The sequence below is a fragment of the Streptomyces sp. NPDC059900 genome (assembly GCF_050270335.1).
Taxonomy (GTDB): Bacteria; Actinomycetota; Actinomycetes; order Streptomycetales; family Streptomycetaceae; genus Streptomyces.
Genome location: NZ_JBNNJZ010000016.1, coordinates 1 through 26,765, shown reverse-complemented (window position 1 = coordinate 26,765; position 26,765 = coordinate 1). Strand labels below are relative to the sequence as shown.

Here is a 26,765-nt window from a genome sequence, read left to right as displayed (position 1 = left end):
GAGCACACACGGAGCACACCTTGCGCATACGTTCCGCCGTTCCCGCAGTTCTCGCCTCCGCCGCACTTTCGGCCTCGCTGCTCGCCGTATCCCCCGCGAGCGCCGCCGCGCACCAAGGCGGACTGCACCTCGGGTACATCCAGTACGACAGCCCGGGCCGGGACTCCCGCTCCAACTCCTCGCTGAACGCGGAGTGGGTGAACATCCACAACAACACCGGCTCGGCGATCCAGCTCAAGGGCTACAAGCTGAAGGACAACACCGGCTACACGTACACCTTCGGCAGCTACAAGATCGGCGCCGGAAAGACCGTCAAGGTCCGCACGGGCAAGGGCACCAACGCGTCCGGCGTCCGCTACTGGGGCCGCGGCTCGTACGTCTGGAACAACACCAGCGACAAGGCCCGCCTCATCAAGCCCAGCGGCTCGCTCAAGGACTCCTGCTCCTGGACGACCGCCAACCACGGCTACAAGAACTGCCACTGACGGCCACCTGCCACCTGAAGGGGGGACGGGGGGAGCAGGGCAGCCGCTCCGTGACGGCCGGAGGGGGCCCGCGACGGGGAGCCGCGGGAAGGACCGGGGTCACGGAACGGTTGCCCTGCCGCATGACGCGGCGGGAAGAAGAGAGCGGGCGGGGGCGACGGGGTGAGGGTCCCTCCCCGTGGGGCGAGGGTCTGCTCCCCGCCCGCGGGGGCGGGGACTACTCCCCGTCCGTCCCGCGCACCTCGCCCAGGATCCGCTCGACCTCCGCAAGCTCCCCCGCGCTCAGCGGCCCGTACTCCAGCGCCCCCACGTTCTCCTCGACCTGCGCCACGGTCCGGAAACCCGGCACGGGGACGGCCAGCGGGCTGCGCGCCCAGAGCCAGGCGAGCGCCCCCTGCGCGAGGCTCCGGCCGCCGCCGGTCAGGACCGAACGCACCGCGTCCACCCGCCCCAGCCACTCGGGATCGGCGCCCCCGCCCGTCCCGAAGCCCGGCAGCCAGGCGGGCGGAGCACTGCGGATGTCACCGGCCGCGGGCACGCGCCCCGCGCCGAACTTCCCGGTGAGGAGCCCCATGGCCAGCGGACTGCGCAGCACGCTCGCGAGCCCGAGTTCCGCGCAGAGCGCCAGCATCCGGGGCGCGTCCTGGAGCACGTTGCAGCGGTGCTGGACCGCCGCGCAGTGCGGCCCCTCGGCGAAGACCGCCGCCCGGTCCGGGTCGTCGGTGCTCCACCCGTAGGCCCGGATGAGGCCCTCCCGCACGAAGTCCTCGCAGGCGTCGCGCAGTTGAGCGGCCCGCTCCGGGTCCGCGTCGCCGATGTGCAGCTGGTAGAGGTCGACGTGATCCGTGCCGAGCCGCTTCAGCGAAGCGGTCAGCGCACGGCGTGCGTACGCCACCGAGTCGTCCGCGCCGCCGAGCGCGGCCCGCTTCTCCTCGTCGAAGAGGTTGCCCCACTTGGTGGCGATGACGACGTCGTCCCGCCGCGCGCCGAGCGCGCGCCCCAGGACGCGCTCGCTGTGCCCCGTGCCGTAGTTGTCCGCGGTGTCGAAGAAGTCCACGCCGAGGTCGACGGCCCGCCGGATCGCCCGGACCGACTCCTCGTCGTCGACCGCGCCCCAGCCGTACGGCTCCCCCGCGGGCCCCGACCACTCGCCCCCGATGGCCCAGCAGCCGAGCCCCAGCGCGCTGACCTCGATGCCGCTGCGCCCCAGTGTCCTGCGCCTCGTGCCTGTCGTGCCTGTCGTACCTGTCGTACCTGTCGTCCGTGTCGTCTCCATGCCCGGGAACGCTAGGAGTTGAAGCGCACGCGAAGACAAGCCCTCCGCGGATTTACGCTTGTCCCGTCTCGAACCGGGAGACCTTCCCGCCCTCGACGGTGAACTGCCACTTGGTCCGCATCTCGCCCCACGTGTCGTTGCGGTACGTGACGATCAGCGTCCGCCCGCCGTCCGACTCGTTCTCCACGTCCATGTGGCCGTTCGAGGAGAAGACCTCGCGGTCGGTCCAGTCGGCGATGTCCCGGTCGGAACCGTCGTCGGACATGGTCGCGCCGGGCGCGAGGACGTCCCGGAAGGCGGTCTGGTCGTGGGAGTTCACCGCGGTGACGAAGGCCCGGACCGTCGGGTCGGAGAGCCGGTTTACCTGAATGCTCATGCACCCACGGTCACATCGGCGGCCCGGCCCCGCCACCGGGCGAGGTCACCCGTACGGCCGATTGAGCCGGGTGCGCGGCGGGGCTCTGACGGACGGTGGGTGATGACGCACCACGATGACGCACCACGAACCATGTCCGCCCCCGCCATCCGCTCACCCCGGGAGACAGCGCCATGACCAGTTCCTGCTTCGACCGACGCGACCTGGGCCTCCTCCTGCTCCGTGTCGGGGCCGGCGGGGTTCTCGCCTCGCACGGGGCCCAGAAGCTCTTCGGCTGGTTCGGCGGCCACGGCATCGAGGGCACCGGCGCCTTCATGGAGTCCATCGGCTTCACCCCCGGCAAGGTGAGCGCGGTCGTCGCCGGGCTCGCCGAAGCGGGCGGCGGCACGCTGCTCGCACTCGGCCTCGCGACCCCCGCCGCCGGTTCCGCGGCGGCGGGAGCCATGGCCGGGGCGACCGCGGTGCACGCCCCGAACGGCTTCTTCAGCCAGGGCGGCGGCTACGAGTACCCGGCGTTCCTCGGCCTCGTCTCCGCCGCCCTCGCCGTCACGGGCCCCGGCGCCTACTCCCTCGACAGCTCGCTCGGCCACTCCTTCAACCGCAACTGGATGGTGCCTGCGGCTCTGGCGGGCACGGCCGTCGGGGTGCTCGTGTCGGTGGGGACGCGGGCGAAGAACGTACGCGACCAGGAGAGCGCCGACGATCCGGAGACGTCGGCCTGACGGTCACGCTGCCCGGCCTGACGGTCACACCGCCGGGCCGACCCTCACACCGCCACGCGCCGGTCGTCCCCGTCGCTCTCCTTGCCGCCCTCGTCCGCTGGGGTCCCGCCCGCGTGCGGAGTCATGGTCAGGCCGTCCGGCTTCACGGTGACCAGGGCCTGCGCCTTCGGTTCGGGCGAGGTGAGCGCGAGGCGAGGCCAGAGCTGTTTGACCGTGGCGAGGATGATGAGCAGTTCGGTCCAGGCGAAGGCCTCGCCGACGCAGTTGCGGCGGCCCGCGCCGAAGGCCAGGAACGCGCCGCGGGTGGCCGCGTCGGGCCGCCCCGACCAGCGGTCCGGGTCGAAGCTCCCCGGCTCGGGGAAGACCGCCGGGTCGTGCTGGTGGAGGTAGGGGCTGTAGACGACGTCCGCGCCCTCGGGAATGCTGTGCCCGCCGAGCGTGACCGTGCGGGTCGCTGTCCTCGTGACCAGCCAGGCCGGGCCGTACATCCGCATCGTTTCCTGGAGGACGGCGCGTGTGTAGCCGAGCCGGTCGAGGTCTTCCTGGCGCACGGGGCGGTCGCCGCAGACCGTGTCGAGTTCTTCCTGCATGCGGCGCGCGATCGCGGGGTTCTTCTCGATCTCGACGAACGCCCAGGCCAGAGTGGTGCTCGTGGTCTCGATCGCGCCCGTGAGCAGGGTGATGGCCTCGTCCTGGAGCTGGCGCCGGGACAGCGGTCCTGTCTGCGGGTCATCGGCGGTGAGGAGGGTGTCGAACAGCCCGGCGTCCGACTGCCGCGCCGCATGCGGGCAGGCAGCCTCCGGGGAAGAGCTCCCGGCCTGCGCGGCGGTGCGGTGGTCGATGGCCTGGTCGATGAGGTGACGCAGCCGGGCGACCCGCTCGGCGTGCGCGCGGTTGGCGGGCAGCGGCAGGCGGTTGACCCAGCCGGGCAGGAGTGTCTGCCGGATGGTGCCCTGCATGATGGGCGGCATCAGGGCGATGAAGTCACGCTGGAGGTGAGCGGGCAGGTCCGCGCCGAACAGGGCGGTCAGGAAAGCCGCGAGGGTCAGCTCCGTCATGTCGGCGAGGGTGTCCCGCGGCTCCCCTTCCGCCCATCCCCCGACGATCTCCCGCACCTTCTCGATCATGGTGTCGCCGCGGGTGGCGATGTGCGCCTTGTTGAACATCGGCTGCATGAGGCGGCGGTTCCGCATATGGGTGTCCCCGTCGGCGACCGTGGCAAGGCCGTCCCCGAAGAACACCTTCAGGGCGTCGATGATCCGCCCGCCCTTGGCGTAGCTCTCGACGTCGGTGACCAGCACTTCCTTGGTCAGGGCCGGGTCGGTGACCACGTAGGCGGGGGTGCGGGCGAGTTGTATTCGCACCACCGGTCCGTGCTCGCGCAGGGAGTTCATGAACTCCAGCGGCTGCCGCTTCAGTTGCAGGCCGTGCCCGATCAGGGGAAGCGCTCCGGGCGCGAGAGGGGTGGGCGACATCCGCGTGGTTCTCCTTGCGTGGGGGGAGGTGTACTGCCCGTGGGGGGCCGTAGTGCGTTCGATGCATGCCCCACGGACATGTGATCAAATCCGCTTGACCGCGATCACTGCGTCACTGCTTCCGTACGGGGGCCGGTGGCACACCACGTCGAAATTGGCTGTCTCCTGCCGGAGTTGCCGGGATAGCGTCGTCGCCCATGACCGAAACCACCGCCGCCCCGGACCTCCCGCCCCGCCTCACCCGCCTCACCTTCCACGGCCCCCTCTCCGAGGCACGGGCCGCACGCATCGTCGAGCGCGTCGCGCCGGGCACGGGCTCCGTGCTTGATCTCGGCTGCGGCTGGGGCGAGTTGCTGCTCCGCGTCCTCGACGCGGCCCCGGACGCAACCGGCGTGGGCGTCGATCTGTCGGCCGATGACCTGGCCAGGGGCCGGGCCAACGCCAAGGAGCGCGGTCTCGCCGACCGGGTCTCCTTCGTGGAGGAGTCGGCGACCGGCACCACCCGAGGCCCCGCCGACCTCGTCCTGTGCCTGGGGTCGAGCCACGCGCTCAGCTCCGCCGAACCGCCCGGCCACACCGAGGCGGCCCTGCACGCACTGCGCGGGCTTGTGAGTCCCGGCGGCCGCGTCGTACTCGGCGAGGGCTTCTGGCAGCGCACGCCCACCCCCGCCGAACTCGCGGGGATGTGGCCGGAAGCCCACGCGGGCGAACACCTCTTCCTCGGCGACCTCGTGGACGCGGCGATCGCCGCGGGCTTCCGCCCCCTGTGGGTGGAGACGGCGAGCGCGGCGGAATGGGAGGAGTTCGAGTCCGGCTACCGCACGGACGTGGAGGAGTGGCTGGCCGCGAACCCGGACCACCCGCTGGCCGCCGAGACCCGCGAGAAGACGGACCGCCAGCGCAACACCTGGCTCCGGGGCTACCGCGACGTGCTCGGTCTGGCCTATCTGACCTTGATGCCGGTGAGCTGAGGCCGCCGCGGTCCGGCACCGGTCCGTGGACATCCGTTGCCCGCCGGGATACCGACCGAAGTCTGCCGCCCATCGACTTTCGGCGGCTGCCCCGCACCCCTCCGCCCGCCTAGCGTCGGGGACATGACCAGCGAAGAGAGCCTCGGCCCCGTACCGCTCCGCAAGGACCGTACGACGGTGCTCGGTTACCCGCGCCGTGACCTGCTGACCATCGTCATCGGCATGCCGCTCCTCGGCCTCCTGCTCGGCCTCGCCCTGCCGCCCCTCGCCCGGTGGCTGAGCACATCGCCGGTACTGCCCTGGCGGGGCCCCATCGAGTTCGCCGGCTCGCTGGACAAGCCGTGGCAGACGGCGATCGCGGTGGGCCTCGGTCTGGTGGCCGGGCTGCTCATCGCGGTCACCGAGATGGCCGAGACCCTGAAGCTGAAGCTGACGAACCAGGAGCTGGCGGTCGAGCAGCACGAGCGGACGCGGACCATCGAACGCGCCCGTGTCTCGGCGGTGTTCCTGGACGGCAAGAACCTGGTGGTCCTGGACGAGACGTCACGTCAGTTCACGCGCGGTGTCCACGAGGCGGCGGCACCGGTCCTGGCCGAGGCGTTCCGCTCGCACGGCTACCCGTGGCGGGACAGCGACCCGCACGCGTCCCTGTTCAGCCGCTGGATCCCCGGGGCCCCCGGCCTGCCCGCCGAGGCGCACGCGGTCCTCGCGGCACGGAAGGTCGCGCTGAAGAGCAAGGCCGGGGAGGACGTACGGGACCTCGGCGAGACGATGCAGGGCCTGGGGTACGTCGTACGGGACGAGGGCAAGGACCAGTACTGGCGTCCGCTGGCGGCCGGGGCCGACGAGACGGGCTGAGGGGACGGCGCCGACGAGGCGGACCAAGAGAGCGGCGCCGATGAGACAGGCGAAGGGGGCGGAGCCGCTCGGAAGTGAGCGCCACCGCCCCCGCACCGGCTTGCTCCGTCAGAAGACGAACGGCCCCGGTGACTGGGCCGATGTGGCATTACAGGTCGCGGTGATCCCGAGTACCACGACCTGAAGCGACTTGCCCTCCAGGCTGTCCCCGGCGGCGACGGTCCCGTCGAGCGGGCCGGTGGACACCTCGCCACCGGCCGGGATGGCCGGGTTGGAGCTGCCGGTGAAGGTCGCCGTGTCCGAGCCGTTCTTGGTGAGGGTGAGCGTGGAGTCGACCGAGTTCGCGGCGATGTCGATGGGGGCGCTGATCGCCGTCGTGGAGACGCTGATGGTCGCTGCGGTCCCGTCCTGGGTGGCCTTGAGCGTCGCCGAGCCCGAGCCCCACGACCCGCAGTCGAACGAGATGGTCGCGGTGTCCGGGGTGACGGCGGTGGCGGCGGGCGCCATCGCCAGCGCGCCCAGGGCGACCAGGCCTACGCCGAGCGCCGACCCGGCACCGAGCCTGCCGACGCCGCGCCGGAGGAAGCCGGATCTGCCCTGGCTGCCGAGTGCGTACATGCCATGCCTCATGAGGTCCTGCCTTCAAGTGGGGGGAATGCGGGGGGACTTCGAGTCGTAACTGACGAGCAGTCAGCAACTCGGATCGCTGCTCATTGAGGCACGGACCCCATGAGGTGACAAGGTCCGCCTCCATGATTCTTGACATGCACCGGCCAATTCCAGCCGCCTCTTCGCGCGCACCTCGCCTGCGCCCGCGCCCCCCTACCGCCCGCACAGGTGCAAAATGGCGATCATGACCTCGTCCTCGCCCCAGACCTACCAGCCGGTCCTCGACCGCATCGCGGCCGAGATCGAGAAGACGCCGGGGCGCGGCAGGCCCGCCGACTACATCCCGGCGCTCGCCGCCTGCGACCCGCGCCGGTTCGGCATGGCCGTCGCGGAGCCGGACGGCCGGGTGTACGGGGTGGGCGACTGGCGGCACCCGTTCTCCGCGCAGTCCATCACCAAGGTCTTCACCCTCGCGCTCGACCTGGCGCGCGAGGGCGACGCGCTGTGGGAACACGTGGGCCGCGAGCCGTCCGGCAACCCCTTCAACTCGCTCGTGCAGCTGGAGTACGAGAACGGCATCCCCCGCAATCCCTTCATCAACGCGGGCGCCCTCGTCGTCACCGACCGCCTCCAGACGCAGACCGAGGACGCGTCGGGCACGCTGCTCGACTTCCTGCGCATGGAGAGCGGCAACGACGGGCTCGCCATCAACGAAGCCGTCGCCGCGTCCGAGTCCGCGCACGGGGACCGCAACGCCGCGCTCGGTCACTTCATGGCGGCCTACGGCAACATCGACAACCCGGTCCCCGTCCTCCTCGACCAGTACTTCCGCCAGTGCTCCGTCGAGGCGTCCTGCGCCGACCTCGCCCTGGCCACCGGCTTCCTGGCCCGGCACGGCATCCGCGCCGACGGCACCCGCCTGCTCAGCCGCAGGCAGGCCAAGCAGATCAACGCCATCATGCTGACCTGCGGGACGTACGACGCCGCGGGCGACTTCGCCTACCGCGTGGGCCTGCCCGGCAAGAGCGGAGTCGGCGGCGGCATCATCGCCGTCGTCCCCGGCCACTGCACGATCTGCGTGTGGAGCCCCGGCCTGGACGAGCGGGGCAACTCGGTGTCGGGCGTCGCGGCACTCGACCGGTTCACGACGCTGACGGGGCTCTCGGTGTTCTGAGGATGACGAACATATCCACGCGCACCCGCGCGCGCCGCACTGCCGGAGGGAAGCGGGACACCGACCGCCGCGGACGCAGGCGGGGACTGCTCGCAAGGAGCGCGTACGGCGTGTACGTCGCGCTGCTCGCCCTGCTGTTCCTGCTGCTCGTCGTACGCCTTGCGGGACTGGACGCGGGAACCCTGCTCGCCGTGCCCGTGATCCTGTTCCCCTACGCGGCCGTACTCAGCGTCCTCACCCTGGCCACCCCGCTCGCCGTCCCCTCCCTCCGCTCCCGCTGGCCCCTCCTCGTCGCCGGACTCCTCACAACCGCGTACGTCGTACTGCTGGTGCCGCGCTTCGTACCGCACAAGGAGCCGCACATCCCGCCGGTGGCGCCCGAGTTGAGGGTGGCCACGCTCAACACCCATGTGGGCCAGGGGGACGCGCATGCGCTGGTGGAGCTGGTGAAGTCGGAACGCATAGACGTCCTGGCCGTACAGGAGCTGCCGTCCGCCGGCATCACCGCGCTCGCCGAGGCGGGCCTGGGCAAGGTCCTGCCGCACCAGGAACTGCACCCCGAGAACGACTCCTCGCTCTACTCCCGGCTTCCGCTGACGCACGGCGGCCCCCTGAAGGCGGCCACGGCCTGGCCCCAAACGGCCGCACAAGTGAGGGTCGGCGGACGCACGGTGCAACTGGTGGCAGTACACACGTACTACCCACTGGGCGACGCGGACCGCTGGACCAGGGACATGACCGCGCTCACCACCGTCGCCCGCGACAGCGGCCCCGACACAGTCTTCCTGGGCGATTTCAACGCATCCACGGACCACGCCCCGATGCGCGACCTGCTCGCATCGGGCGGCCTCAAGGACACACACGCCGAACTCGGCAAAGGCTGGCCCCGCACCTGGCCGGCCAACAAGAGCCTCCTCCCACCCCTGCTGCACCTCGACCACGTGCTGCACGGCTCGGGCCTGGCGGGCATCTCGGTAGCCGAACGAACCGTCCCCGGCACAGACCACCGCGCGGTCATCGCCAGATTGGCGCTGTTGCCCTGAGGGGGCGAGGGAGGGGCAGACGAGTCGGGCTGTACGCCGGGGAGTGCCATCGCAGCGCTATGACCTCTGCAAACCCGGAGGGACTGCAATTGTGTGGCTACCTTGATGGCTGCCTAAGGCGGCGGGCACGCAGTCCGCGAGTCCGACAACTCCTGAGCGGAACCAAGCCTCAGCAGGAGCATGGACACAAGGTGGTTCCCCCAGAGCACGAGTGACTCGTGCGGGTGAGGGCGTGTCCCCGCGCAAGGGAAGCCCGCCCGTTCGCAATGGGAACGGGTGATCTCAAATGGGCCCGCTACGCGGCCAGGTGACGGATTCCTGCCCGAGTCTGAGGCACCGACGTGGCCTGGATCCCGATGACCTCGACGGCGACGCCCCACGCCTCAAGCATCTTGGCCGTCTGCACGAGGGTCACCTGGGAGAACGGGAACAGCGTGTCGGCGGTGAGGCCGGTCCCGTTCTTCAGCAGGATCGCGAAGACGACCTTCGACGGCCGGAACCCCTCCGGCAGGGCCTGGTCGGGCCGGGCCACCACAACCTTCTGGGCAAACCGGTCCGCGGCCTCCGGCGAGTGCAGCAGGGTCTGCACGGCGACCACGGACTGACCGAACAGATGGCTCAACGCGTCGGACCCCTTGGCCCGCTTCACCATGACCAGGACGTCGTCCGGGCTCAGCAAGTCGCAGATCTCCACACCGTTGCCCCGGTGCAGCGCCGTCCGGACGTTGTCACGGTCGAAGCAGACGTACCCGGGCCGCAGGTCAGGTACCGACTGGTTGTAGTCCCGCTCCTTGTCTCCGAGCACCCAGGCCGGAAGGTCGACTGAGGGCGTGCCGGTGATGAGCCGCTCCACCTGCGAACGGATCGCCTCCAGGTAAGCCTCACCAATCTCGTACCACTGCCCGTCCAGCAGGAAGAACCGGCGCCCACTGAGCGCCACCTCCGCCTCGATCCACCGCAGCACGCTCGATGTCCAGATGACGTCACCCTTCTCCGCCCGGGTGTGCGTGTAGAGGGTGACGGTGCCATCCCGGAGCGCGGCAAAACGGGTCCCCGCCCTCTGCACACGGGCCCGGTTGAGGACGTACTCCAGGCTGAAGTCGTCGGTGAGGTTAACGTCCTTGCTGTGCACCTTGGTGGCGAACGCCTGGGCGGCGCCGTAGTCGTCCCAGTGATCGGATGGGACGGCGACCGCGACACGTCCGTCCGGCGTCTCGCCGAGCATGTCGTCGAGCCGCTCCTCCAGCCGCGTGACGAGGTCGTCGCCCTTGACCGGGACGATGTGCTCGACGAACTCCAGTTCCGGAGTCGGGGCCTCCTCCCGAAGGACACGGGCGATGGCCCGGATGTCCGCGACCAGGTCCGCGGCGTCGATGCCGAGGCGCATCCGCAACCCGGCACCACCCTCCACGCTGGAGATCTTCGTACGGTCGTCGCGGGCGATCGTCAGCTGAATCCCGTCCAGCCGACCGCCCAGCCGCCGCACGATCTGCGCGTGCTCCTGGACACCCAGGCTCCAGACCGGAGCACCTCCGGGCACGAGGGTGATGTCGGTCCGGCCGCCGCCCGGCGTATGGGAGACCATGTCCCGGATCTGAGCGGGGTCCACCCTGCGGATCACGAAACTCAGCCCGAACCGCCGGTCCTTCACCCGGTCGGGCACCAGGCGGAAGCCCTGGTCGTAGCCGACGGCGTACACCTCGCCGTCGACCGCGAGCATCAGCAGCCCGGCCGACCGGTTCACGGGCCGCGACACCTCGCAGCCGGTCGTACGGTTGATCTCGTCGCACCAGCTCGCGACCGGCTGCTCGAAACTGCCGGTGACCAGCAGCGCCGGAACACCCAACCGCTCCTCGGGGAAGTCCAGCTCCGCACCAACGGCTTCGAGCCGGGCGGGGTCGAGTACGTCGAACATCGCGTCGACCGTGGGAGCGGTACCCGTGAGCCGGTACAAGGTGCGCTTGGACGTGCCGGAAGTACTGGTAGCCATGGTGCCGCTCCATTCGAATCGACGCGCTGCGGGCATAGGGATGCCCGGGAGACCCGGGGAAGCCGGGAAGCCAGTGAAAGCACAACCAGTAGAGCGGCAACTGAAAGCACTGTCAAACACTTCACATGAGTTGGGTGCCGGTATAGAGTGGCAGTCATCCAGCACGCCCGCCCCCACGTCACCCGGCAGGAGCCCATGAACCAGCAGGCCAGTGCCCTCGTGACCGCCGCCGACATCTCCCGGCTGGCCGGCGTCACCCGCGCCACGGTGAGTAACTGGCGTCGTCGGCATCCGGACTTCCCCACCCCCACGGGAGGCACGGACACCAGCCCCACTTACGATCTCGACGCCGTACGCGCTTGGCTCGCCGCCCGTGGCCAACTTCCCGAGGACACGCCAGCGGACCGGCTTCGCACCGCGCTGCGCACCCTCGCCGACGATGGCGAACCGGCCGTGCGCCTGCTCCCCGTGGTGCTCGCGGCTGCCCGGCTGGACCGGAGAGAGCGTGAAGTCCTTCCCGAACTGCGTGACGACGCACTGCTGCGATGGGCCCGGTCGGCTGCGGACAACGGAGCCCAGGACATCCCGGGAACCGAGGACCTCGCATTCGCCCCCGAGGCAGCCGAGCCGCTGAGGGCCCTGCTGCGGTGCGTCGCCGCGGACAGCGCCGAGGCCGCGATGGATGTCCTGGCCGAACGCCTGCTGGAGGATTCGGGGGGCACCGGCACCTACCTCACGCCCCGCCCCTTGGCCGACCTCATGGCCCGGCTCCTGACCGACAGCGCGAGCGCCTTCCCCACAAGCGTTCTCGACCCCGCGTGCGGCACCGGATCACTACTCGCCGCGGCGGCATCCGCAGGAGCGACCGAACTTCACGGCCAGGACATCCTGACCACCCAGGCCGCCCAGGCCGCCGTACGGCTCCGGCTGAGCGACCCCGGGGCTGTCGTCACCGTACGTGCGGGAGACAGCCTGCGCTCCGACGCCTTCAAGGGCCTCACCGCTGACGCTGTCCTGTGCAACCCTCCGTACGGAGTCCGTGACTGGGGGCACGAGGACCTGGCGTACGACCAACGCTGGGCCTACGGCGTGCCACCCAAGGGCGAGCCCGAACTCGCCTGGGTCCAGCACTCCCTGGCCCACCTCGCGCCTCGCGGCCGCGCCGTGCTGCTCATGCCGCCCGCCGTCGCGGAACGCACCGCCGGGCGACGCATCCGGGCGCAGCTCGTACGCGACGGCGCCCTCCGCGCGGTCATCTCACTTCCCCAGGGCGCGGCCACCCCACTCCACATCGGTCTGCATCTGTGGGTGCTCGAACGGCCCGATCCGCAGGCCGAAGGTCCGAGTACGGTCCTGCTGGTCGACGCGTCCGCATCCGGGAACCGGGATCTCGACTGGGCCGCCATCGGCGACACCGCGCTCTCGTCCTGGCGGCCGTACCTGGCGGACCAGGACAGCTTCACCGGAACCCCGGGCATCGCCGGCGCCGTACAGATCACCGACCTCCTCAACGAGGCCGTGGACCTGACTCCGGCCCGCCACATCCGAACAGCTCCCCGACAGACCCTGCGCCCCGCCCTGCTGGCCCGGCAGGCATCGGAGCTGTACGACCAACTCCACCGAGCCGCGGGGGACCTGACCGGCCTCAGCGCCGAAAACGACTGGCCACCGGCCGACGGCCGGCCCCGCGACTGGCGCACAGCAACGGTCGAGGACCTTCTGCGCGGCGGCGCTCTCAGTTTGCTTCGCACCGCGCCCGGAAACCGCCGGACTCGTAATGGTCAACCGCTAACGCAGCCCGAACCAGAACTCGGCGGACGACCGACGCTTACGGCAACCGACGTCATGAAGAACCAACCCGCCTCCGGAACGGAAGCTGACCTTCCCACCGGCACCGCACTCCCCTTGCTCCAGGGAGGTGACGTGCTGCTCACAGAGATGCTCCGCGTGGGGCGTGGCGCCGCGGCCCGGGTCGTCGAACCAGGCGAGGCAGACTGCTTCCTCGGGCCTCATCTGCTCCTCTTCCGCCCGGACCAGCGTCGGCTCGACCCCTGGTTCCTGGCCGGGTTCCTCTCAGCGGAGCAGAACGTCAACGCTGCGGCCACCGGCACATCAATCGTTCGAGTGGATCCTCGACGACTCCGCGTTCCCTTGCTCCCACTCGCCGAACAGCAGCGTTACGGCGCCGCGTTCCGCCGCCTGCACGAGTTGCGTACCGCCGCCCGCCGTGCCGACCAGGCCGCCGAGGACCTCACACGCCTCCTCGGCACCGGACTCACCGACGGCGCGCTATTGCCGGATGGACACGGATCGGCGTGAAACGTGCGGCCCGGCACCGCGAACGACCAGACTTGGCCTCTCCGCCCCTCAGGGACGGCGAAACTCCGGAAGGACAGCGTTGAACAGCAGTAAGCACACAGAGCTGGCGAACAATGCATGGGCGGTCGCCGACCTCCTGCGGGGCGACTACCGACAGCACGACTACGGCAAGGTGATCCTGCCGTTCACCGTGTTGCGGCGCCTGGAGTGCGTACTCGCCCCGACCAAGGACAAGGTCCTGGAGGTCGCCGCCCGCTATGAGGGCCAGGACATCAACCCCGACCGCTTCCTGCGCAAGGCGTCCGGCCACAGCTTCTACAACACCAGCACCTACACGCTGAAGGCCATCGCGGGCGACGCCTCGCACGCGGCGAAGCACCTGACCGAGTACTACGGTGCCTTCTCCCCCAACGCGCGGGAGGTCCTGGAGCGGTACGACTTCGCCCAGCAGATCAAACGCCTTGAGGCGGCGAACCTGCTGTACGAGGTGATCGGACGGTTCGCCGACCTCGATCTGCGGCCGGTGAAGAGGGACGCGGACGGCAGTGTCGTACTCGACGAGAACGGCAAGCCGGTCGAGATCGTCACCAACCACCAGATGGGCTACATCTTCGAGGAACTGATCCGGCGCTTCGCCGAGCAGTCCAACGAGACGGCCGGCGAGCACTTCACGCCCCGCGAAGTCATCCGGCTGATGGTCAACCTGCTCGTCGCACCGGACAGCGACGCGCTGGCCCTGCCCGGTACCGTCCGCACGGTCATGGACCCGGCCTGCGGCACCGGCGGCATGCTCAGCGCGGCCGAGGAACACATCACGGCTCACAATCCGGACGCCACGGTCAAGGTCTTCGGCCAGGAACTCAACCCCGAGTCCTGGGCCATCTGCCGGTCGGACATGATGATCAAGGGCCAGGACCCGGAGAACATCAAGTTCGGCAACTCGTTCAGCGACGACGGCCACGCTGGCGCCACCTTTGACTACCTGCTGGCCAACCCGCCGTTCGGCGTGGAGTGGAAGAAGGTCAAGGGCGCCGTCGAGGACGAACACGAACGCCTCGGTGAGAGCGGCCGGTTCGGGGCCGGACTGCCGCGTATTAACGACGGCTCACTGCTCTTCCTCCAGCACATGATCGCGAAGATGAAGCCGGTGGACCCGGCGTCGGGAGCGGGTGGGAGCCGGATCGCGATCGTCTTCAACGGCTCCCCGCTGTTCACGGGGGCGGCGGAGTCGGGCGAGTCCAAGATCCGGCAGTGGATCCTGGAGAACGACTGGCTGGAGGGCATCGTCGCCCTCCCCGACCAGCTCTTCTACAACACCGGCATCTCCACGTACTTCTGGGTGCTCAGCAACCGCAAGTCCAGGGACCGGCGCGGCAAGGTCGTCCTCCTTGACGCGCGCGACTACTGGCGCAAGATGCGGAAGTCGCTGGGCGACAAGCGCAAGGAACTGGGCGAGCAGCACATCTCCGAGATCACGCGGCTCTACACGGAGGCGCTGGCCGTCGTCGACGCGGCGGAGAGGGACGGCGGCCACGACCTGGCCGACCGCGCCGGGAAGATCAAGATCTTCCGCAACGAGGACTTCGGCTATCACCGGATCACCGTCGAGCGGCCGCTGAAGCTCCGCTTCGAGGTGACGGAGGAGACGCTGACGGCTCTCACCGCGTCCAAGCCGATCACCCGGGCCACGGACGCCGAGGCATTCGCGGCAGCGCTGCGCCCGCTGGTCGGCAAGTCCTGGACGACGAAGTCCGACGCGTGGATCGACCTCAAGGACGCGATCGTTGCTGCCGGTCTTCTGTGGCCGACGGGCGCGCCGTTCAGCAAGGCGCTACGGGAGGTGGTCGGCGTCCGGGACCCCGGTGGCGAGGTCCAGCGCGTCAAGGGCGATCCGGAGCCGGATCCGGAGCTGCGGGACTACGAGAACGTGCCGCTGGAGGAGGACGTGGAGGAGTACTTGCGGCGGGAGGTACTGCCGCATGTCCCGGATGCATGGATTGACCACAGCAAAACGAAGATCGGGTACGAGATTCCGTTCACTCGGCATTTCTACGTGTACAAGCCGCCGCGGCAGTTGGAGGAGATCGACGGGGAGTTGAAGGCGCTTGAGAATGAAATTCAGGTGCTGCTGGGCGAGGTGACGGAGTGAGCCCTGCACTCGGAGTCTACCTGCCACAGAATTGGGGAGCGTCACGACTGAAGCATCTGACGCACCTACTTAATCGTGGATCCGCCCCGACTTATACGGACGATGGGCAAGTGCGTGCGATCAGCCAGGCCGCAAATCAGGCTGACGGAATCGACTGGTCGCGCACGCGGTTTCACGACTTCGACGGTGACGTGACGAAACTAAAGGGATACCTGCAGCCGGAAGACGTAATCATCAACTCCACCGGCACTGGAACCCTTGGTCGTGTTGGATACTTCAGTGGTGCGCCCGACGGAATTCCATGCATGGCTGACAGTCACGTCACAATCGCGCGAACAAAACATGACGAACTGCATCCCCGATTCGCCTATTACTGGCTCGGCTCGCGACCGTTCCAGGAATACGTTTACGCAGCGCTCGCCGTGGGGGCCACGAACCAGATTGAGCTGAACCGTGAAAGCCTGGGGGACGCGCCGGTTCCTGCGCCGCCGCTAGATGAACAGCGCCGTATCGCTGGCTTCCTCGATGAGGAGACCGCCCGCATGAACAGACTGGGTTCGACTTTGGCGCGGTTCGATGAGGACGTTCAGGAAAGAGAGCGCGCCGCACTGGCGCAGATGCTTCACCCGGGCGCCCAAGACGCCGCCGACAGCCTTCCCGATGGCTGGAATTGGACGCCGTTGATGCACCTAACGGATCAATTCCGGCAGATCATGTACGGCATCGTCTTGCCTGGACCCAACGTTGCAGATGGTGTTCCCATTATCAAGGGCGGCGACGTGGCAGCCAATCGTCTATCGCCGCATGCACTGAATCGCACAACTCGTGATATCGAGTCGAGGTACGCTCGGTCTCGCGTAAAGGGGGGCGACTTGGTTATCGCTATCCGTGGAAGTGTGGGTGAGATCGCTGTAGTGCCGGAAGAGTTGACTGGAGCAAACCTGACGCAAGACGCTGCGCGAATTTCGGTTGCTGCTGGAGTCTCTGCCGATTGGCTGCGCCTCGTCTTGGAGTCACCGGCGGTAGTTCATCAGATCCAGCAGCGCGTTACAGGGGCGACAATCAAGGGCATCAATATTTGGGATCTGAAGCGTGTCCTGGTACCGACCCCCAGCTTGGCCGAGCAGCATTCCCTTGCTGGTTCCGTCAGCCGATCACTGGGTACCCACGAGGCACTCCGCTCGCGAGTTGCACGGCACTCGGCTCTCCTCACAGAACGACGCCAAGCCCTGATCACCGCCGCCGTCACCGGCCAGATCGACGTGTCCACCGCCAGCGGACGTGGGATCGAGGAATGATCGCGCCATGAGTCCCGCCGCGCCACATCTTCCGATGCCGCTCATCACCCGTGTCCGCGTGGACAACTACAAGTCCATCGCCCATTGCGACGTGACTCTCGGCCCGTTCACCGTGCTGCTCGGACTGAACGCAGCAGGCAAGTCGAACTTCCTGGACGCCTTGCGCTTCGTCCGCGATGCGCTGCTGGACGGTCCGGCCGAGGCCGTGGCGGCGCGTGGCGGGTGGGAGGAGGTGGTGCGCCGGGTCCCTGAGCCAGCGCGCTCCTGCACGATCGGGCTAGAGTTCTACCTGCCAGCGTTCCCTCCCGATGACAGGAAGCCGTGGGTAGGGACATACGAGATCACCCTCGTGCCAACGGCAGCCACCCGGCCGGGCCGAGACGCCGGATCCGGTATCCGTATCCAGCGTGAGTTCTGCGAAATGCACCGCCCCGGCGAGCAGAACGGGACTGACGCCCAGAGCTTCGAGGTGCGAGACCGCCCGGAAGCGGGACGACGTCAGAGTCGGTTGGAGCTTTCACGAGTGGCTGACACGGAGCCGTTCTTCAAGCTCCACGGGACTCTCACGGACATGTTCTTCTACAGCCCTGCCCTGTCCAGCCTCCGTGCGGCCCGCCCCAACATGCCAACCGCCGGAACGCTGAAGGAGGACGGCAGCGACCTCGGCTCGGCACTGGCCGCCCTCGGCGAACGGCAGCGGGAGCGCATCTCGCAGTACCTCGGGGCGATCGTGCCCGGAGTCGTAGAAGTCGGCCCCACAGACCCCTCCGCCGACTACATCGCGGCGCGGATCAGCTTCGCCACTGACGGCCACGCCGAACCGCACAACTTCCGGGCCGAATCCATGTCCGAGGGGACCATCCGAGCCATCGGCCTCTTGACCGCACTCTTCCAGCACGATGCCCGCGACGGCTGGATTCCGCTCATCGCCGTCGAGGAACCCGAACTGTCCCTGCACCCGCTCGCGGCCGGAGCCCTCTACGACGCACTCACGGAAGCGAGCGAGCACGCACAGGTCCTCGCCACCACGCAGAGCGCGGAGCTGTTCGACCGTAAAGAGGCCGACCTGTCGGCGATCCGCGTGGTCGCCGCAGAGCAGGGGGTGTCGGTGATCGGCGAAGTCGACCCGGTGAGCCGGTCGATCGTGGCCGACGGCCTGGCGACCACGGCCGAACTGCTCCGCTCCGACCAGTTGCGCCCGGTCGTCGACCCCCCAGCCGAGTCGGCAGACCAACCGGAGGCCGACGAGTGAAGCAGCCACGAGTCACGATCGCCTCCGTCGTGGAAGGCGAGGGCGAGATCAGCGCGCTACCCGTTCTCCTCCGGCGGCTGATGTACGAGGCGGAGATCTGGGACGCGGATATCCAGCCGCCCTTCCTCGTCGACCGCGGCCGACTCGTCCGGCCAGGGGGTCTGGAAGCCGCTGTGGAGGCCCAGGCTCGACGCGTACCCGCCGACCACCCTGGCGGCATCCTTGTCGTGATCGACGCCGATGACGACTGCCCGGCCAGCCTCGGGCCTTCGCTGCTGGCCCGGGCCGAAGCCACCCGCCCGGACCGCCGCACGGCCGTCGTGCTGGCGAACCGGGAGTTCGAGGCGTGGTTCCTCGCGTCGGCGCCCTCACTCAGCGGCCGGGCCGGTCTCGCCGAGCACCTGGAGGTCCCGGACAACAGCGAGACGTTACGCGACTGCAAGGGCTGGCTGACCCACCACCGGCTCGACGGGGTGCGGTACCGCCCCCGCGTGGACCAGCCAGCCCTGACCCAGGACATGGACCTCGACCTGGCCCGCGCCAACTCACCGTCCTTCGACAAGTTCTGCCGCGACATCATGTACCTGATCACCAGAAAGCGGGGGGAATAGCCGCTCATGTCCGTCCACGACGAAGCAGCCTTCGGAAACGCCATAGTCGCCGCCCTGTTGGAGCGCGGTTGGAGCGAAGGAAACAAACAGCACTACCGCCCCCAACTCGGCCTGGACACCGCCCAGCTCTTCGAGTTCGTCGGCAAGACCCAGGCCGACGACTGGGCCGAGCTGGTCGCCCTCTACGGTGGGGATCCCGACACCGCCCAGGCCGGGTTCGCCAAGCGCGTGGACCAGGCGATCGGGACCGACGGCGTGCTGGACGTGCTCCACAAGGGCGTGAAGGACCACGGAGTACTGATCAGGCTCGCGTACTTCAAGCCGTCGCTCGTCGCCTCGGACGCTGTCCTGGACGACTATCGGGCGAACCGGCTGACCTTCGTCAAGGAGTTGCAGTACGCGACCAAGCAGACGGACAAGGGAAACGAGCTGGACCTCACCCTTTTCCTCAACGGAATTCCGCTCGCCACCGCCGAGTTGAAGAACGGCCTGACCCGTCAAGGGGCGGAGCACGCCAAGGAGCAGTACCGCCTCAAGCGGGACCCCACTGAGCTGATCTTCGCGCGCCGCGTCATCGCGAACTTCGCCGTGGACACGGACGTGGTCTACGTCGCGCCCGAACTGCACGGCAAGCTCACACGGTTCCTGCCGTTCAACACGGGCTCGGACGGCCCGGGGAAGCCCGGCGGCGCGGGGAATCCGGCGCCCACCGTCCCCGGGACGTACGCGACCTCCTACCTCTGGGAGCAGATCTGGGAGCGGGACACCTGGCTGGACCTGATCGAGTGGTTCGTGCACCTCAGCAAACCGAAGGGTCCGGACGGGCGGACGCGGAAGAAGCTGATCTTCCCGCGCTACCACCAGTGGGACATCGTCAAGAAGCTCGCCGCCCACGCGGCCCGCCACGGCGCCGGTCACCACTACCTCGGCATGGCCTCCGCCGGTTCCGGCAAGTCGAACACCATCGGGTGGCTCGCGCACCGCCTGTCGTCGCTGCACACGCCCACCGACCCCGCCGAGATCGACCCCGACGCCCTGGCCGCCGGACTCAAGCCGGGTGCTCCCGTCTTCGACAAGGTCGTGATCATCACCGACCGCCGCAATCTTGACTCCCAGCTGCGCGAAACGGTCGGCAGTTTCGAGAAGACCGCCGGTCTGGTCGTGAAGATCGACGAGAAGCAGGGCGCGAAGTCGGAACAGCTCGCCAAGGCGCTCTCCCGCGAGACCGGGAAGATCATCACGGTCACGCTGCACACCTTCCCCGCCCTCATCGACTACCTGCGCCGCAACCCGACCGAGATACAGGGCCACAACTTCGCGATCATCGTGGACGAGGCGCACTCCTCGCAGTCCGGCGACGCCGCCACGGCAGTCCGCGCGGCCCTCCGCGACCTGGGCCTGGACTCGGACTCCGACGACGCCGGGGCAACCAAGGTGGACGCGGCGGGAGCCACCACCGAAGCCAAGCTCCGTCGCAAGGCCATCCAGCGCAGCAAGGCCTCCAACCTCTCCTACTTCGCGTTCACGGCCACGCCCAAGGCCAAGACACTCGAACTCTTCGGCACCCTGGACACCGTCGACGGCAAACCGGCGTATGTCCCCTTCCACACGTACTCGATGCGCCAGGCCATCGAGGAAGGCTTCATCCTCGATCCCCTGCGCACCTACGTCACGTACGACACCTACTGGAAGCTGGTGAACAAGAACCCGGACGAGCGCGAGGTGGACCCGTCCAAGGCGAATCCGCTGCTCGCCCGGTACGCGCTCACGCACGACTCCACCGTGACACAGCAGGCGCAGGTGATCGTCGAGCACTTCCGCACGCACACCGCCGGCCGGCTCGGCGGGCGCGCCAAGGCCATGGTGGTGACGGCCTCCCGGCACAGCGCCGTGCAGATGGCCCGTGCGATCAGGAAGTACGTCGGCGACAACGCGTACGCCGACCCCGGAGTCCTGGTCGCGTTCTCCGGCAGCCTGACGTACGACGGCGAGGAGACCACCGAGCCGAAGGAGAACGGCGGTCTCGCCGAGCTCGCGCTGCCCAAGGCGTTCGCGTACACGCGCAAGGACGACAAGGCCGTGCGCACCGGTGGGACGGCGACTCAGCGCGAGTACCGCATTCTGGTCGTCGCCGAGAAGTACCAGACCGGCTTCGACCAGCCGCTGCTCACCACGATGTACGTGAACAAGAAGCTCGCGGGCATCAGCGCCGTCCAGACCCTCTCGCGTCTGAACCGCACCGCCGACCGTAAGACTCAGGCGGACCTGGCCGTACTGGACTTCGTCAACAAAGCCGAGGACATCAAAGAATCCTTCCACCCGTACTTCGAGGAGGCGAACACCCTTCCCTCCGACCCCAATCTCCTCTACACCGCGCAGAGCCAGGTCATGCGGCCCGACATCCTCGTCGAGGGGGAGATGCGGGACTTCGCGGAGGCCTATCTGGCGGCCGAGGAGAAGGCGGCGGGCTCGGTGGCCCGCTGGGAGAAGCTGCACGCGGAGCTGTACCGGCATCTGGACCCCGCCGTCGGGCGGTTCACCGAGCTGCTGGACCGCAAGGACGAGGCGGGCGACCCCGACGAGGAAGCCGCCGAGGCGGCTGAGGAGTTCCGCGCGGATCTCAATGACTACGTACGGAAGTACGGCTTCCTCTCGCAGATCGTGCCCTACCGTGACGCCGACCTCGAATGCCTCTACCTCTACGGCCGCCACCTGCTCAACCGCCTGCCGCGGCGCGGAGACGGCGGCGTGGACATAGGGGATGTCGACCTCAGCCATCTGCGCATCCAGAAGACCGGCGAGCACGACCTCGCGCTGACCGCCGAGGGAGCGGCGGAGCTGCGTGGCTTCGGCGAAGGTGGGGGCGGTGCCAAGGAGCAGGAGAAGTCGCTGTTGTCGGAGCTGATCGAGAAGTTCAACGACAAGTTCGGCACCGACTTCTCCGACCAGGACGTGATCACGCCCTTCTCCGAGGCGAAGGCGGACCCGAAGGTCCGCGCCGCCGCCGTCAACGACGAGGAGAACTTCGGTCTCGTCTTCGACGAGGTCTTCGAGGACAAGATGGCCGAACACATCGACACCATCGCCGACATGGGACGGCAGTACTTCAGCCACGACGACAGCTTCAAGCAGTCGCTCAACCAGAGTGCGCGCCGGGCGGCCTGGCGGATGATCCGCCGGGAGGAGAACATCGACGACGACGCGGCCTGACCTGCCCGACCGACCGCTCCGCCTGGTCAACCTCCTTGGTGGAACGAGAGTCCCGCGATCACGGACGTTCCACGTGTGGGGCGGGGCCGGACAGTCCAGGCGGCGGCGAGGCCGTCGACGAGGACCAGGCCCCGACCGTTCTCGGAGTCCATGTCCGGGCGGGCCAGTTCGGGCTTGCCGGTACCGGGGTCGGAGACGGCCAGCCAGTAGTGTCCGTCTGCCGACCACGTGACGAGTTCGACGAGGTCCCCGTCCTCCCCGCGGGTGCCGTGACGAATGGCGTTGGTGACCAGCTCCGAGGTCAACAGGCCCAGGTCGTCGCCGAGATGGGGCCGAAGGACGTGCGGCAGCGATGCGGCGACGACGTGCCGGGCTCGCCGCACGGAGGCGGGATGGGCGGGGAAGCACCAGTGGGCAGGGACAAGGGGGATCTCGGGCATGGCGAACTCCAAGACTCTGTGAGGGGTTTGGGGTCGCCGGTGGCCTGCCGCCCTGGTCGCGGGCACACCCGTCCCAGGGCGGACGGGCATGCTCGCGCGGTGCGCTTCCGGCATTGCGTTGTGTAGCGTGCGCGTGACCCAACGCTAGCCCTCACCATGGCCTCGCGCCACAACTTCGATGGCAATTTGCCACGATAGGGTGGGGCGGGCTTACGAGCGCGGCAGCCTGACAGGGGCCGGGCAGAGAGGACAGCAGCTCATTGCGCACACCCACGGAACGTCAGCAGCGCCTCGGAGTCGAGCTGCGCAAACTCCGGGTCGCAGCCGGTGCGAGCACGCAGTACGCGGCTGGCCTGCTGGGCCTGGACCGCGCGAAGATCTCCAACATGGAAGCGGGCACACGGATCGCGAGCCCTGAGCGAGTGCGGACGCTGGCCAGCAACTACGACTGCTCGGACGACATTTACATCGATGCTCTGGCCGCGATGGCCGATGAAACGGACCCCGGCTGGTGGGAGCAGTATCGCGGTACCCTGCCCTCAGGGCTGCTCGACATCGCAGAGCTTGAGTGGAACGCCAAACGCCTGCTCACTGGGCAGATCGTCCACCTGCCGGGCCTCTTGCACACCGAGGAGTACGCCCGTGCTGTGTTCAATGCCGGGTTGCCGCGCTTGTCCCGTCTTGAGATCGAGTTGCGTGTGAAGCATCGGATGGATCGACAGCAGGTCTTGGACAAGCCGACCTCACTCCCGTACATCGGATATGTTCACGAGGCAGCCCTCCGTATGCGGTTCGGTGGCCGCGAAGTCACGCAGACTCAACTCGACCACCTCTGCGACATGTCGGAACGTGAGAACATCACTGTTCGCGTCATCCCCGTCAGTTGCGACGGCTTCCCCGGAGCGGGTCACGCTCTCCTGTATGCCGAGGGCTCCGTGCCACAGCTCGACACAGTCCAGTTGGATTCCACGCACGGTCCCGAGTTCCTGCACGCCGAAGCCCAACTCGCCAAATTCCGTGCCCACCTCGATTGGATGGACGCGCACTCTCTGAGCCCCGAAGCGTCCCGAGATTTCATCCACACTGTCACCCGCGAGCTCTGAGGATCCCTCATGCCTGTCATCACCTGGGAAGCACCCTTCTGCGCCGAAGGCAACAACTGCTTCCGCCTCGGTACCGACGCCAACGGCAACGCCTACATAGCCGTCAACGGCGAGGAGGGCCACTACCTCACCGACTCCCTCGAAGCCCTGCGCACCCTCATCACCGACATCAAGGCTGGCAAAGCCGACCACCTGCTGTAACCCCTGCCGCGCGCCCCGCGAATAGGTACCGTGTACAGCGATCGACTGACGTGGCATCAGGACGATGGGGGCGCAACGCGTGTCGCAGGCGAGAAGAATCGGCGAGCAGGGCCGATATGAGCTGATCGAGGAGATCGAGTCCGGCGGCATGGGCACGGTCTGGCGTGGCTACGACGCCGTTCTCGACCGGGAGATCGCGGTCAAGCTCATCCGGCCTGATGTCGTCGCATCCCCGGCGCAGGCAGCGGAGTTCGCCCGCCGCTTCGAACGCGAGGCGCGCGTCACCGCTCGGATCGGGCATCACGGGGTGCCGCAGGTGTTCGACGCGGTACTGGACGAGGCGTCGTACGACCGGCTGTACCTGGTGATGGAGTACGTGCGCGGGATCCCTCTGCGCAGGGTGCTCACAGAGACGGCGGAGGACGGCGCGGCGGCGCGGCTCCCGGTGAGCTGGGCCGCGTCGATCGCGGCACAGGTCTGCACGGTCCTGTCGTACGCGCACGCCATTCCGGTCGTGCACCGCGACCTGAAGCCGGACAACGTCCTGATCGCCGCTGACGGCACGGTCAAGGTGCTGGATTTCGGCATCGCGAAGCTACTGCGCACGGACGTCACCCGACTCACAGCCACGGGCAGCCGTATCGGTACCAGCCGTTACATGTCTCCCGAGCAGATCGACTGCGCGCGGATCACACCGCTGAGCGACCTCTACGCCCTCGGCTGCGTGCTGCACGAACTCCTCGCCGGAGAGCCGGTCTTCAGTGGCAACAGCGAGTACCAGCTTCTGCAGCAGCACATGGACGAGCCGCCGAAGCCACTGCGCACCCTGCGACCCGAGGTGCCGGAGGACCTGGAGGCGCTGGCCCTGGACCTGCTGGCCAAGGTGCCCGAGCAGCGACCGGCCGACGCGTACGCGGTGTACGAGCGCCTGTCGCCGCACCTGCCGCAACCGGGATCGGCAGCCGAGCCCGTGGTCCTCACCCACGACGGCTCCCCTTCCGAAGCCCCCGACCCGACGGTGGTCTACCGACAGCCGAACGCACCCCTGCGGCGGACCACACCGCCCGCGCCCTCACCCGGGCCGGTGACTCCCGTGCCGGTCCGGGCGCGCATCGACACCGCGCTGCGGGACGCCATCAAGGATGCCTACAGCCGGTCTGCGGACCTCGCGGACAGCGGACGGTTCGCCCAGGCCGCGGACGTCCTCAAGGCGGTGATCGCCACCGCGGCCACTGCCCTCGGCGCGGACAACCCCCGGGTGCTCGGTCTGCGGCGGCAGCGCGCGGCGGTCCTCATGGCCGGCGAGGACTTCCGGCGTGCCTTACCGGAGTTCGACGCTCTGGCCGCGGTCTACGCCCGTACGGCGGGACCGGCCGATGAGAACACGCTGGAGTGCCGTCGGCACGCCGCCCACTGCCGCGCCAACCTAGGTCAGGCCACGGTCGCCCTGCGGGAGTTCCAGGAGGTTCTGGAGGTCGTGTCCGACGAGGCCGGGGACGCCTCCGAAACCGCTCTCGACCTGCGCCGCAGTATCGGCGTCCTCCTCTTCTCCGATGGCCGCCGCGCCGAGGCCGAGAACGTCCTCGACGCCCTCCACGAGGACATGTGCGTCGTCCTTGGCGAGGACCATGAGGAGACCCGCGAGATCGCCGATCTCCTCGCCCGGCTGCGCGGACCGGAGGGACCAAGCCCTTACTGAGGCCCTGCCGGTGCGGTGCACACGCCGTCAGGCCTCGCCCTCGTCCTCAGCCTCTTCGCTGTGGATACGTTCTGCCAGATTCCACAGGCTCAGGCCATCCGACTGGTACCAGCGAGCCGTTCCCTGATTCGACACGGGGCGCTCGTCCCATTCGGCATCCGCCCACATCTTCGACACCAGCCCGGACGGGGAGTACTGCTGCTCGTCGTACGCCCACAGGACCGGCTTGGTCCGGTGATTGACCCAGGTCGCCTGGCGTCGCCTTTCGTCCTGGACCAGCCACTCCTCCATGGCGTCGCGCTCGGGCTCGTTCAGGGCCACGTACTGGAGAGGCGCTCCGTCCTTGATGACACGACGGTCGACCAGAAGCGGCACCGTGTTCGGGCGACGCGGCTTGCGCTCCTTCGCTGGAAGCGCGGGAACGGCCACGCCATCGGCCAGGTCACCGAGCACACGCTTCGCGAGCTCCCGGCATGTCTCCGTAGTCTGGAAAGCGGTCCTGATCTGGGGACGCGGCCCGTAATGAGTCACGATCTCATGGGTCAGCCGACGCACCAGATCCGGCACGAGGGCGGGAATCTTCTCCAGGACCTCGCTGTCCCAGTCGAAGTCGGGGTCATCGATGCTCGTGGCGCCGAGGTGCTGAAAAAGCAGGTGAGTGACGAGAAACCCGCCGTGCTCGGTGGTCGCGGCCTCGCGGCTGTTCTGTCCACTGCCCAGCTCGTAGACCGCGCTCCGTGCCGCGCGCAGCGTGAGCACGGAGCGCCACACCTTCTGCGGCGAGGGTTCGCGTTTGAACAGCACGGTGTGGCTGCCCTTGGGACCCTGCTCCCACAGGTTCTCCGTGGAACTGGCGGCCCGGGCGGCCTGTTCCGCGTCCGGGTGCAGGCACGCGAGTGACAGAGCGAGTTCGTCCAGCGAACAACCGGTCTCAGGCGCGGCGACCGGCTCACCCCGCTTGATCACGTACTGCTTGCGCAGTTCGGCACGCAGGTTGGCCTTGATCGCCTGGTGCACGGGTTCCAGCGCGATGTGATCGCGCGGTTCGATGGCGTTCTGCCGGTTCGCCGCCTGTGAGACCTGGACGCCGAACTCCCGGTCTTCATGCGTGTTGATGACCTTGATGCTCAGGGTGGCGTTGGCTGCGGCCTCACCGTCGTCGTGCATGGCCCTGGCGACAGCCCGTACCGTCTGAGCGCCGTTCACGATGCTCGCCCCGGCCACGGTGAGAGTGGTCGGCCTGCTCTGCGGCGCCTTGGCGCTGTCGTTCTTCGCCGTGAGCGAGGTGCAGATCATGGTGATGCCGTTGTTCAGATGCCAGAATCTCGTGGGATCGGACGTCAGGGTCTGACCGATCTCAGCATTCGTGACGGTGGTTCCGAGCGGGGCCCGGAGATTCTGCTCGAACAGGCCGGTGCCGTGCGTCTCGTACCACTCGGCGACGCTCTCGGCGGAAACCGTGCCCTGATAGGCCTCCAGTGGTCCCTTCTGCTGGTACCAGTCC

Annotated in this window: 22 protein-coding genes; 15 read left to right on the top strand and 7 right to left on the bottom strand. The window is 68.6% G+C overall.

The genetic code is table 11. The annotated features are described in order from the left end of the window. Window positions 1-20: 20 nt before the first annotated feature. Window positions 21-485: a lamin tail domain-containing protein gene (locus ACQKIP_RS04925; RefSeq protein WP_365852467.1), complete on the top strand. Its 465-nt coding sequence runs from the start codon at window positions 21-23 to the stop codon at window positions 483-485. A 217-nt stretch (window positions 486-702) separates the two neighbouring features. Here the strand turns inward: ACQKIP_RS04925 and ACQKIP_RS04920 are convergent, their stop codons facing one another. Further along, window positions 703-1,761: an aldo/keto reductase gene (locus ACQKIP_RS04920; RefSeq protein ID WP_365852464.1), complete on the bottom strand. Its 1,059-nt coding sequence runs from the start codon at window positions 1,759-1,761 to the stop codon at window positions 703-705. Between the two features lie 52 nt (window positions 1,762-1,813). Continuing rightward, window positions 1,814-2,137: a nuclear transport factor 2 family protein gene (locus ACQKIP_RS04915; RefSeq protein WP_365852462.1), complete on the bottom strand. Its 324-nt coding sequence runs from the start codon at window positions 2,135-2,137 to the stop codon at window positions 1,814-1,816. Window positions 2,138-2,310: 173 nt separating this feature from the next. On the opposite strand from ACQKIP_RS04915, the gene ACQKIP_RS04910 reads away from it, so the two are divergent. Then, window positions 2,311-2,859, top strand: a complete 549-nt coding sequence (locus ACQKIP_RS04910; protein WP_365852460.1) for a DoxX family protein — start codon at window positions 2,311-2,313, stop codon at window positions 2,857-2,859. A gap of 44 nt (window positions 2,860-2,903) precedes the next feature. Here the strand turns inward: ACQKIP_RS04910 and ACQKIP_RS04905 are convergent, their stop codons facing one another. Next, window positions 2,904-4,334, bottom strand: a complete 1,431-nt coding sequence (locus ACQKIP_RS04905) for a cytochrome P450 (RefSeq protein WP_365852458.1) — start codon at window positions 4,332-4,334, stop codon at window positions 2,904-2,906. Between the two features lie 197 nt (window positions 4,335-4,531). On the opposite strand from ACQKIP_RS04905, the gene ACQKIP_RS04900 reads away from it, so the two are divergent. Continuing rightward, window positions 4,532-5,305: an SAM-dependent methyltransferase gene (locus ACQKIP_RS04900; RefSeq protein ID WP_365852456.1), complete on the top strand. Its 774-nt coding sequence runs from the start codon at window positions 4,532-4,534 to the stop codon at window positions 5,303-5,305. A gap of 123 nt (window positions 5,306-5,428) precedes the next feature. After that, window positions 5,429-6,163 carry a YqeB family protein gene (locus ACQKIP_RS04895; protein WP_365852454.1) on the top strand — a complete coding sequence of 245 codons (735 nt, stop codon included), beginning with the start codon at window positions 5,429-5,431 and terminating at the stop codon, window positions 6,161-6,163. Window positions 6,164-6,271: 108 nt separating this feature from the next. On the opposite strand, the gene ACQKIP_RS04890 is transcribed toward ACQKIP_RS04895, so the two are convergent. Then, window positions 6,272-6,670 carry a hypothetical protein gene (locus ACQKIP_RS04890; RefSeq protein WP_365853422.1) on the bottom strand — a complete coding sequence of 133 codons (399 nt, stop codon included), beginning with the start codon at window positions 6,668-6,670 and terminating at the stop codon, window positions 6,272-6,274. A gap of 337 nt (window positions 6,671-7,007) precedes the next feature. On the opposite strand from ACQKIP_RS04890, the gene ACQKIP_RS04885 reads away from it, so the two are divergent. After that, window positions 7,008-7,946, top strand: a complete 939-nt coding sequence (locus ACQKIP_RS04885; RefSeq protein ID WP_365852452.1) for a glutaminase — start codon at window positions 7,008-7,010, stop codon at window positions 7,944-7,946. Window positions 7,947-7,948: 2 nt separating this feature from the next. Further along, the gene (locus ACQKIP_RS04880; protein ID WP_365852450.1) at window positions 7,949-8,989 is read left to right on the top strand and encodes an endonuclease/exonuclease/phosphatase family protein; all 1,041 of its coding nucleotides are present in this window, start codon (window positions 7,949-7,951) and stop codon (window positions 8,987-8,989) included. A 295-nt stretch (window positions 8,990-9,284) separates the two neighbouring features. On the opposite strand, the gene ACQKIP_RS04875 is transcribed toward ACQKIP_RS04880, so the two are convergent. Continuing rightward, window positions 9,285-10,979, bottom strand: a complete 1,695-nt coding sequence (locus ACQKIP_RS04875) for a TIGR04141 family sporadically distributed protein (RefSeq protein WP_365852448.1) — start codon at window positions 10,977-10,979, stop codon at window positions 9,285-9,287. Between the two features lie 195 nt (window positions 10,980-11,174). Between ACQKIP_RS04875 and ACQKIP_RS04870 the strand changes: the two genes are divergently transcribed. The 6 genes from ACQKIP_RS04870 (at window position 11,175) to ACQKIP_RS04845 (ending at window position 21,818) form a co-directional block, all read left to right on the top strand. Beyond that, window positions 11,175-13,298: an N-6 DNA methylase gene (locus tag ACQKIP_RS04870; RefSeq protein ID WP_365853420.1), complete on the top strand. Its 2,124-nt coding sequence runs from the start codon at window positions 11,175-11,177 to the stop codon at window positions 13,296-13,298. A 79-nt stretch (window positions 13,299-13,377) separates the two neighbouring features. After that, window positions 13,378-15,447, top strand: a complete 2,070-nt coding sequence (locus ACQKIP_RS04865) for a type I restriction-modification system subunit M (protein ID WP_365852445.1) — start codon at window positions 13,378-13,380, stop codon at window positions 15,445-15,447. A gap of 110 nt (window positions 15,448-15,557) precedes the next feature. Next, a complete protein-coding gene (locus ACQKIP_RS04860) occupies window positions 15,558-16,745 on the top strand; it encodes a restriction endonuclease subunit S (protein WP_365852443.1) in 1,188 nt (395 codons plus the stop codon). A gap of 34 nt (window positions 16,746-16,779) precedes the next feature. After that, window positions 16,780-17,997, top strand: a complete 1,218-nt coding sequence (locus tag ACQKIP_RS04855; RefSeq protein WP_427742171.1) for an AAA family ATPase — start codon at window positions 16,780-16,782, stop codon at window positions 17,995-17,997. Further along, window positions 17,994-18,608: a DUF4276 family protein gene (locus ACQKIP_RS04850; protein ID WP_365852439.1), complete on the top strand. Its 615-nt coding sequence runs from the start codon at window positions 17,994-17,996 to the stop codon at window positions 18,606-18,608. Before ACQKIP_RS04855 ends, ACQKIP_RS04850 begins: the two co-directional genes overlap by 4 nt. 6 nt (window positions 18,609-18,614) lie before the next feature. Further along, the gene (locus tag ACQKIP_RS04845; RefSeq protein WP_365852437.1) at window positions 18,615-21,818 is read left to right on the top strand and encodes a type I restriction endonuclease subunit R; all 3,204 of its coding nucleotides are present in this window, start codon (window positions 18,615-18,617) and stop codon (window positions 21,816-21,818) included. Window positions 21,819-21,844: 26 nt separating this feature from the next. Here the strand turns inward: ACQKIP_RS04845 and ACQKIP_RS04840 are convergent, their stop codons facing one another. After that, a complete protein-coding gene (locus tag ACQKIP_RS04840) occupies window positions 21,845-22,258 on the bottom strand; it encodes an ATP-binding protein (RefSeq protein ID WP_365852435.1) in 414 nt (137 codons plus the stop codon). A gap of 260 nt (window positions 22,259-22,518) precedes the next feature. Here ACQKIP_RS04840 and ACQKIP_RS04835 point away from each other — a divergent pair, with 260 nt between their 5' ends. From ACQKIP_RS04835 to ACQKIP_RS04825, 3 genes are all read left to right on the top strand, one after another. Then, on the top strand, window positions 22,519-23,361 hold the full coding sequence (locus tag ACQKIP_RS04835; protein WP_365852433.1) for a helix-turn-helix domain-containing protein: 843 nt from the start codon (window positions 22,519-22,521) through the stop codon (window positions 23,359-23,361). Between the two features lie 9 nt (window positions 23,362-23,370). Next, the gene (locus tag ACQKIP_RS04830; RefSeq protein WP_365852431.1) at window positions 23,371-23,562 is read left to right on the top strand and encodes a hypothetical protein; all 192 of its coding nucleotides are present in this window, start codon (window positions 23,371-23,373) and stop codon (window positions 23,560-23,562) included. A gap of 64 nt (window positions 23,563-23,626) precedes the next feature. Next, window positions 23,627-25,261 carry a serine/threonine-protein kinase gene (locus tag ACQKIP_RS04825; RefSeq protein WP_365852429.1) on the top strand — a complete coding sequence of 545 codons (1,635 nt, stop codon included), beginning with the start codon at window positions 23,627-23,629 and terminating at the stop codon, window positions 25,259-25,261. Between the two features lie 27 nt (window positions 25,262-25,288). Here the strand turns inward: ACQKIP_RS04825 and ACQKIP_RS04820 are convergent. Continuing rightward, on the bottom strand, window positions 25,289-26,765 hold a 1,477-nt coding region (locus ACQKIP_RS04820; protein WP_427742166.1), incomplete at its 5' end, for an AIPR family protein.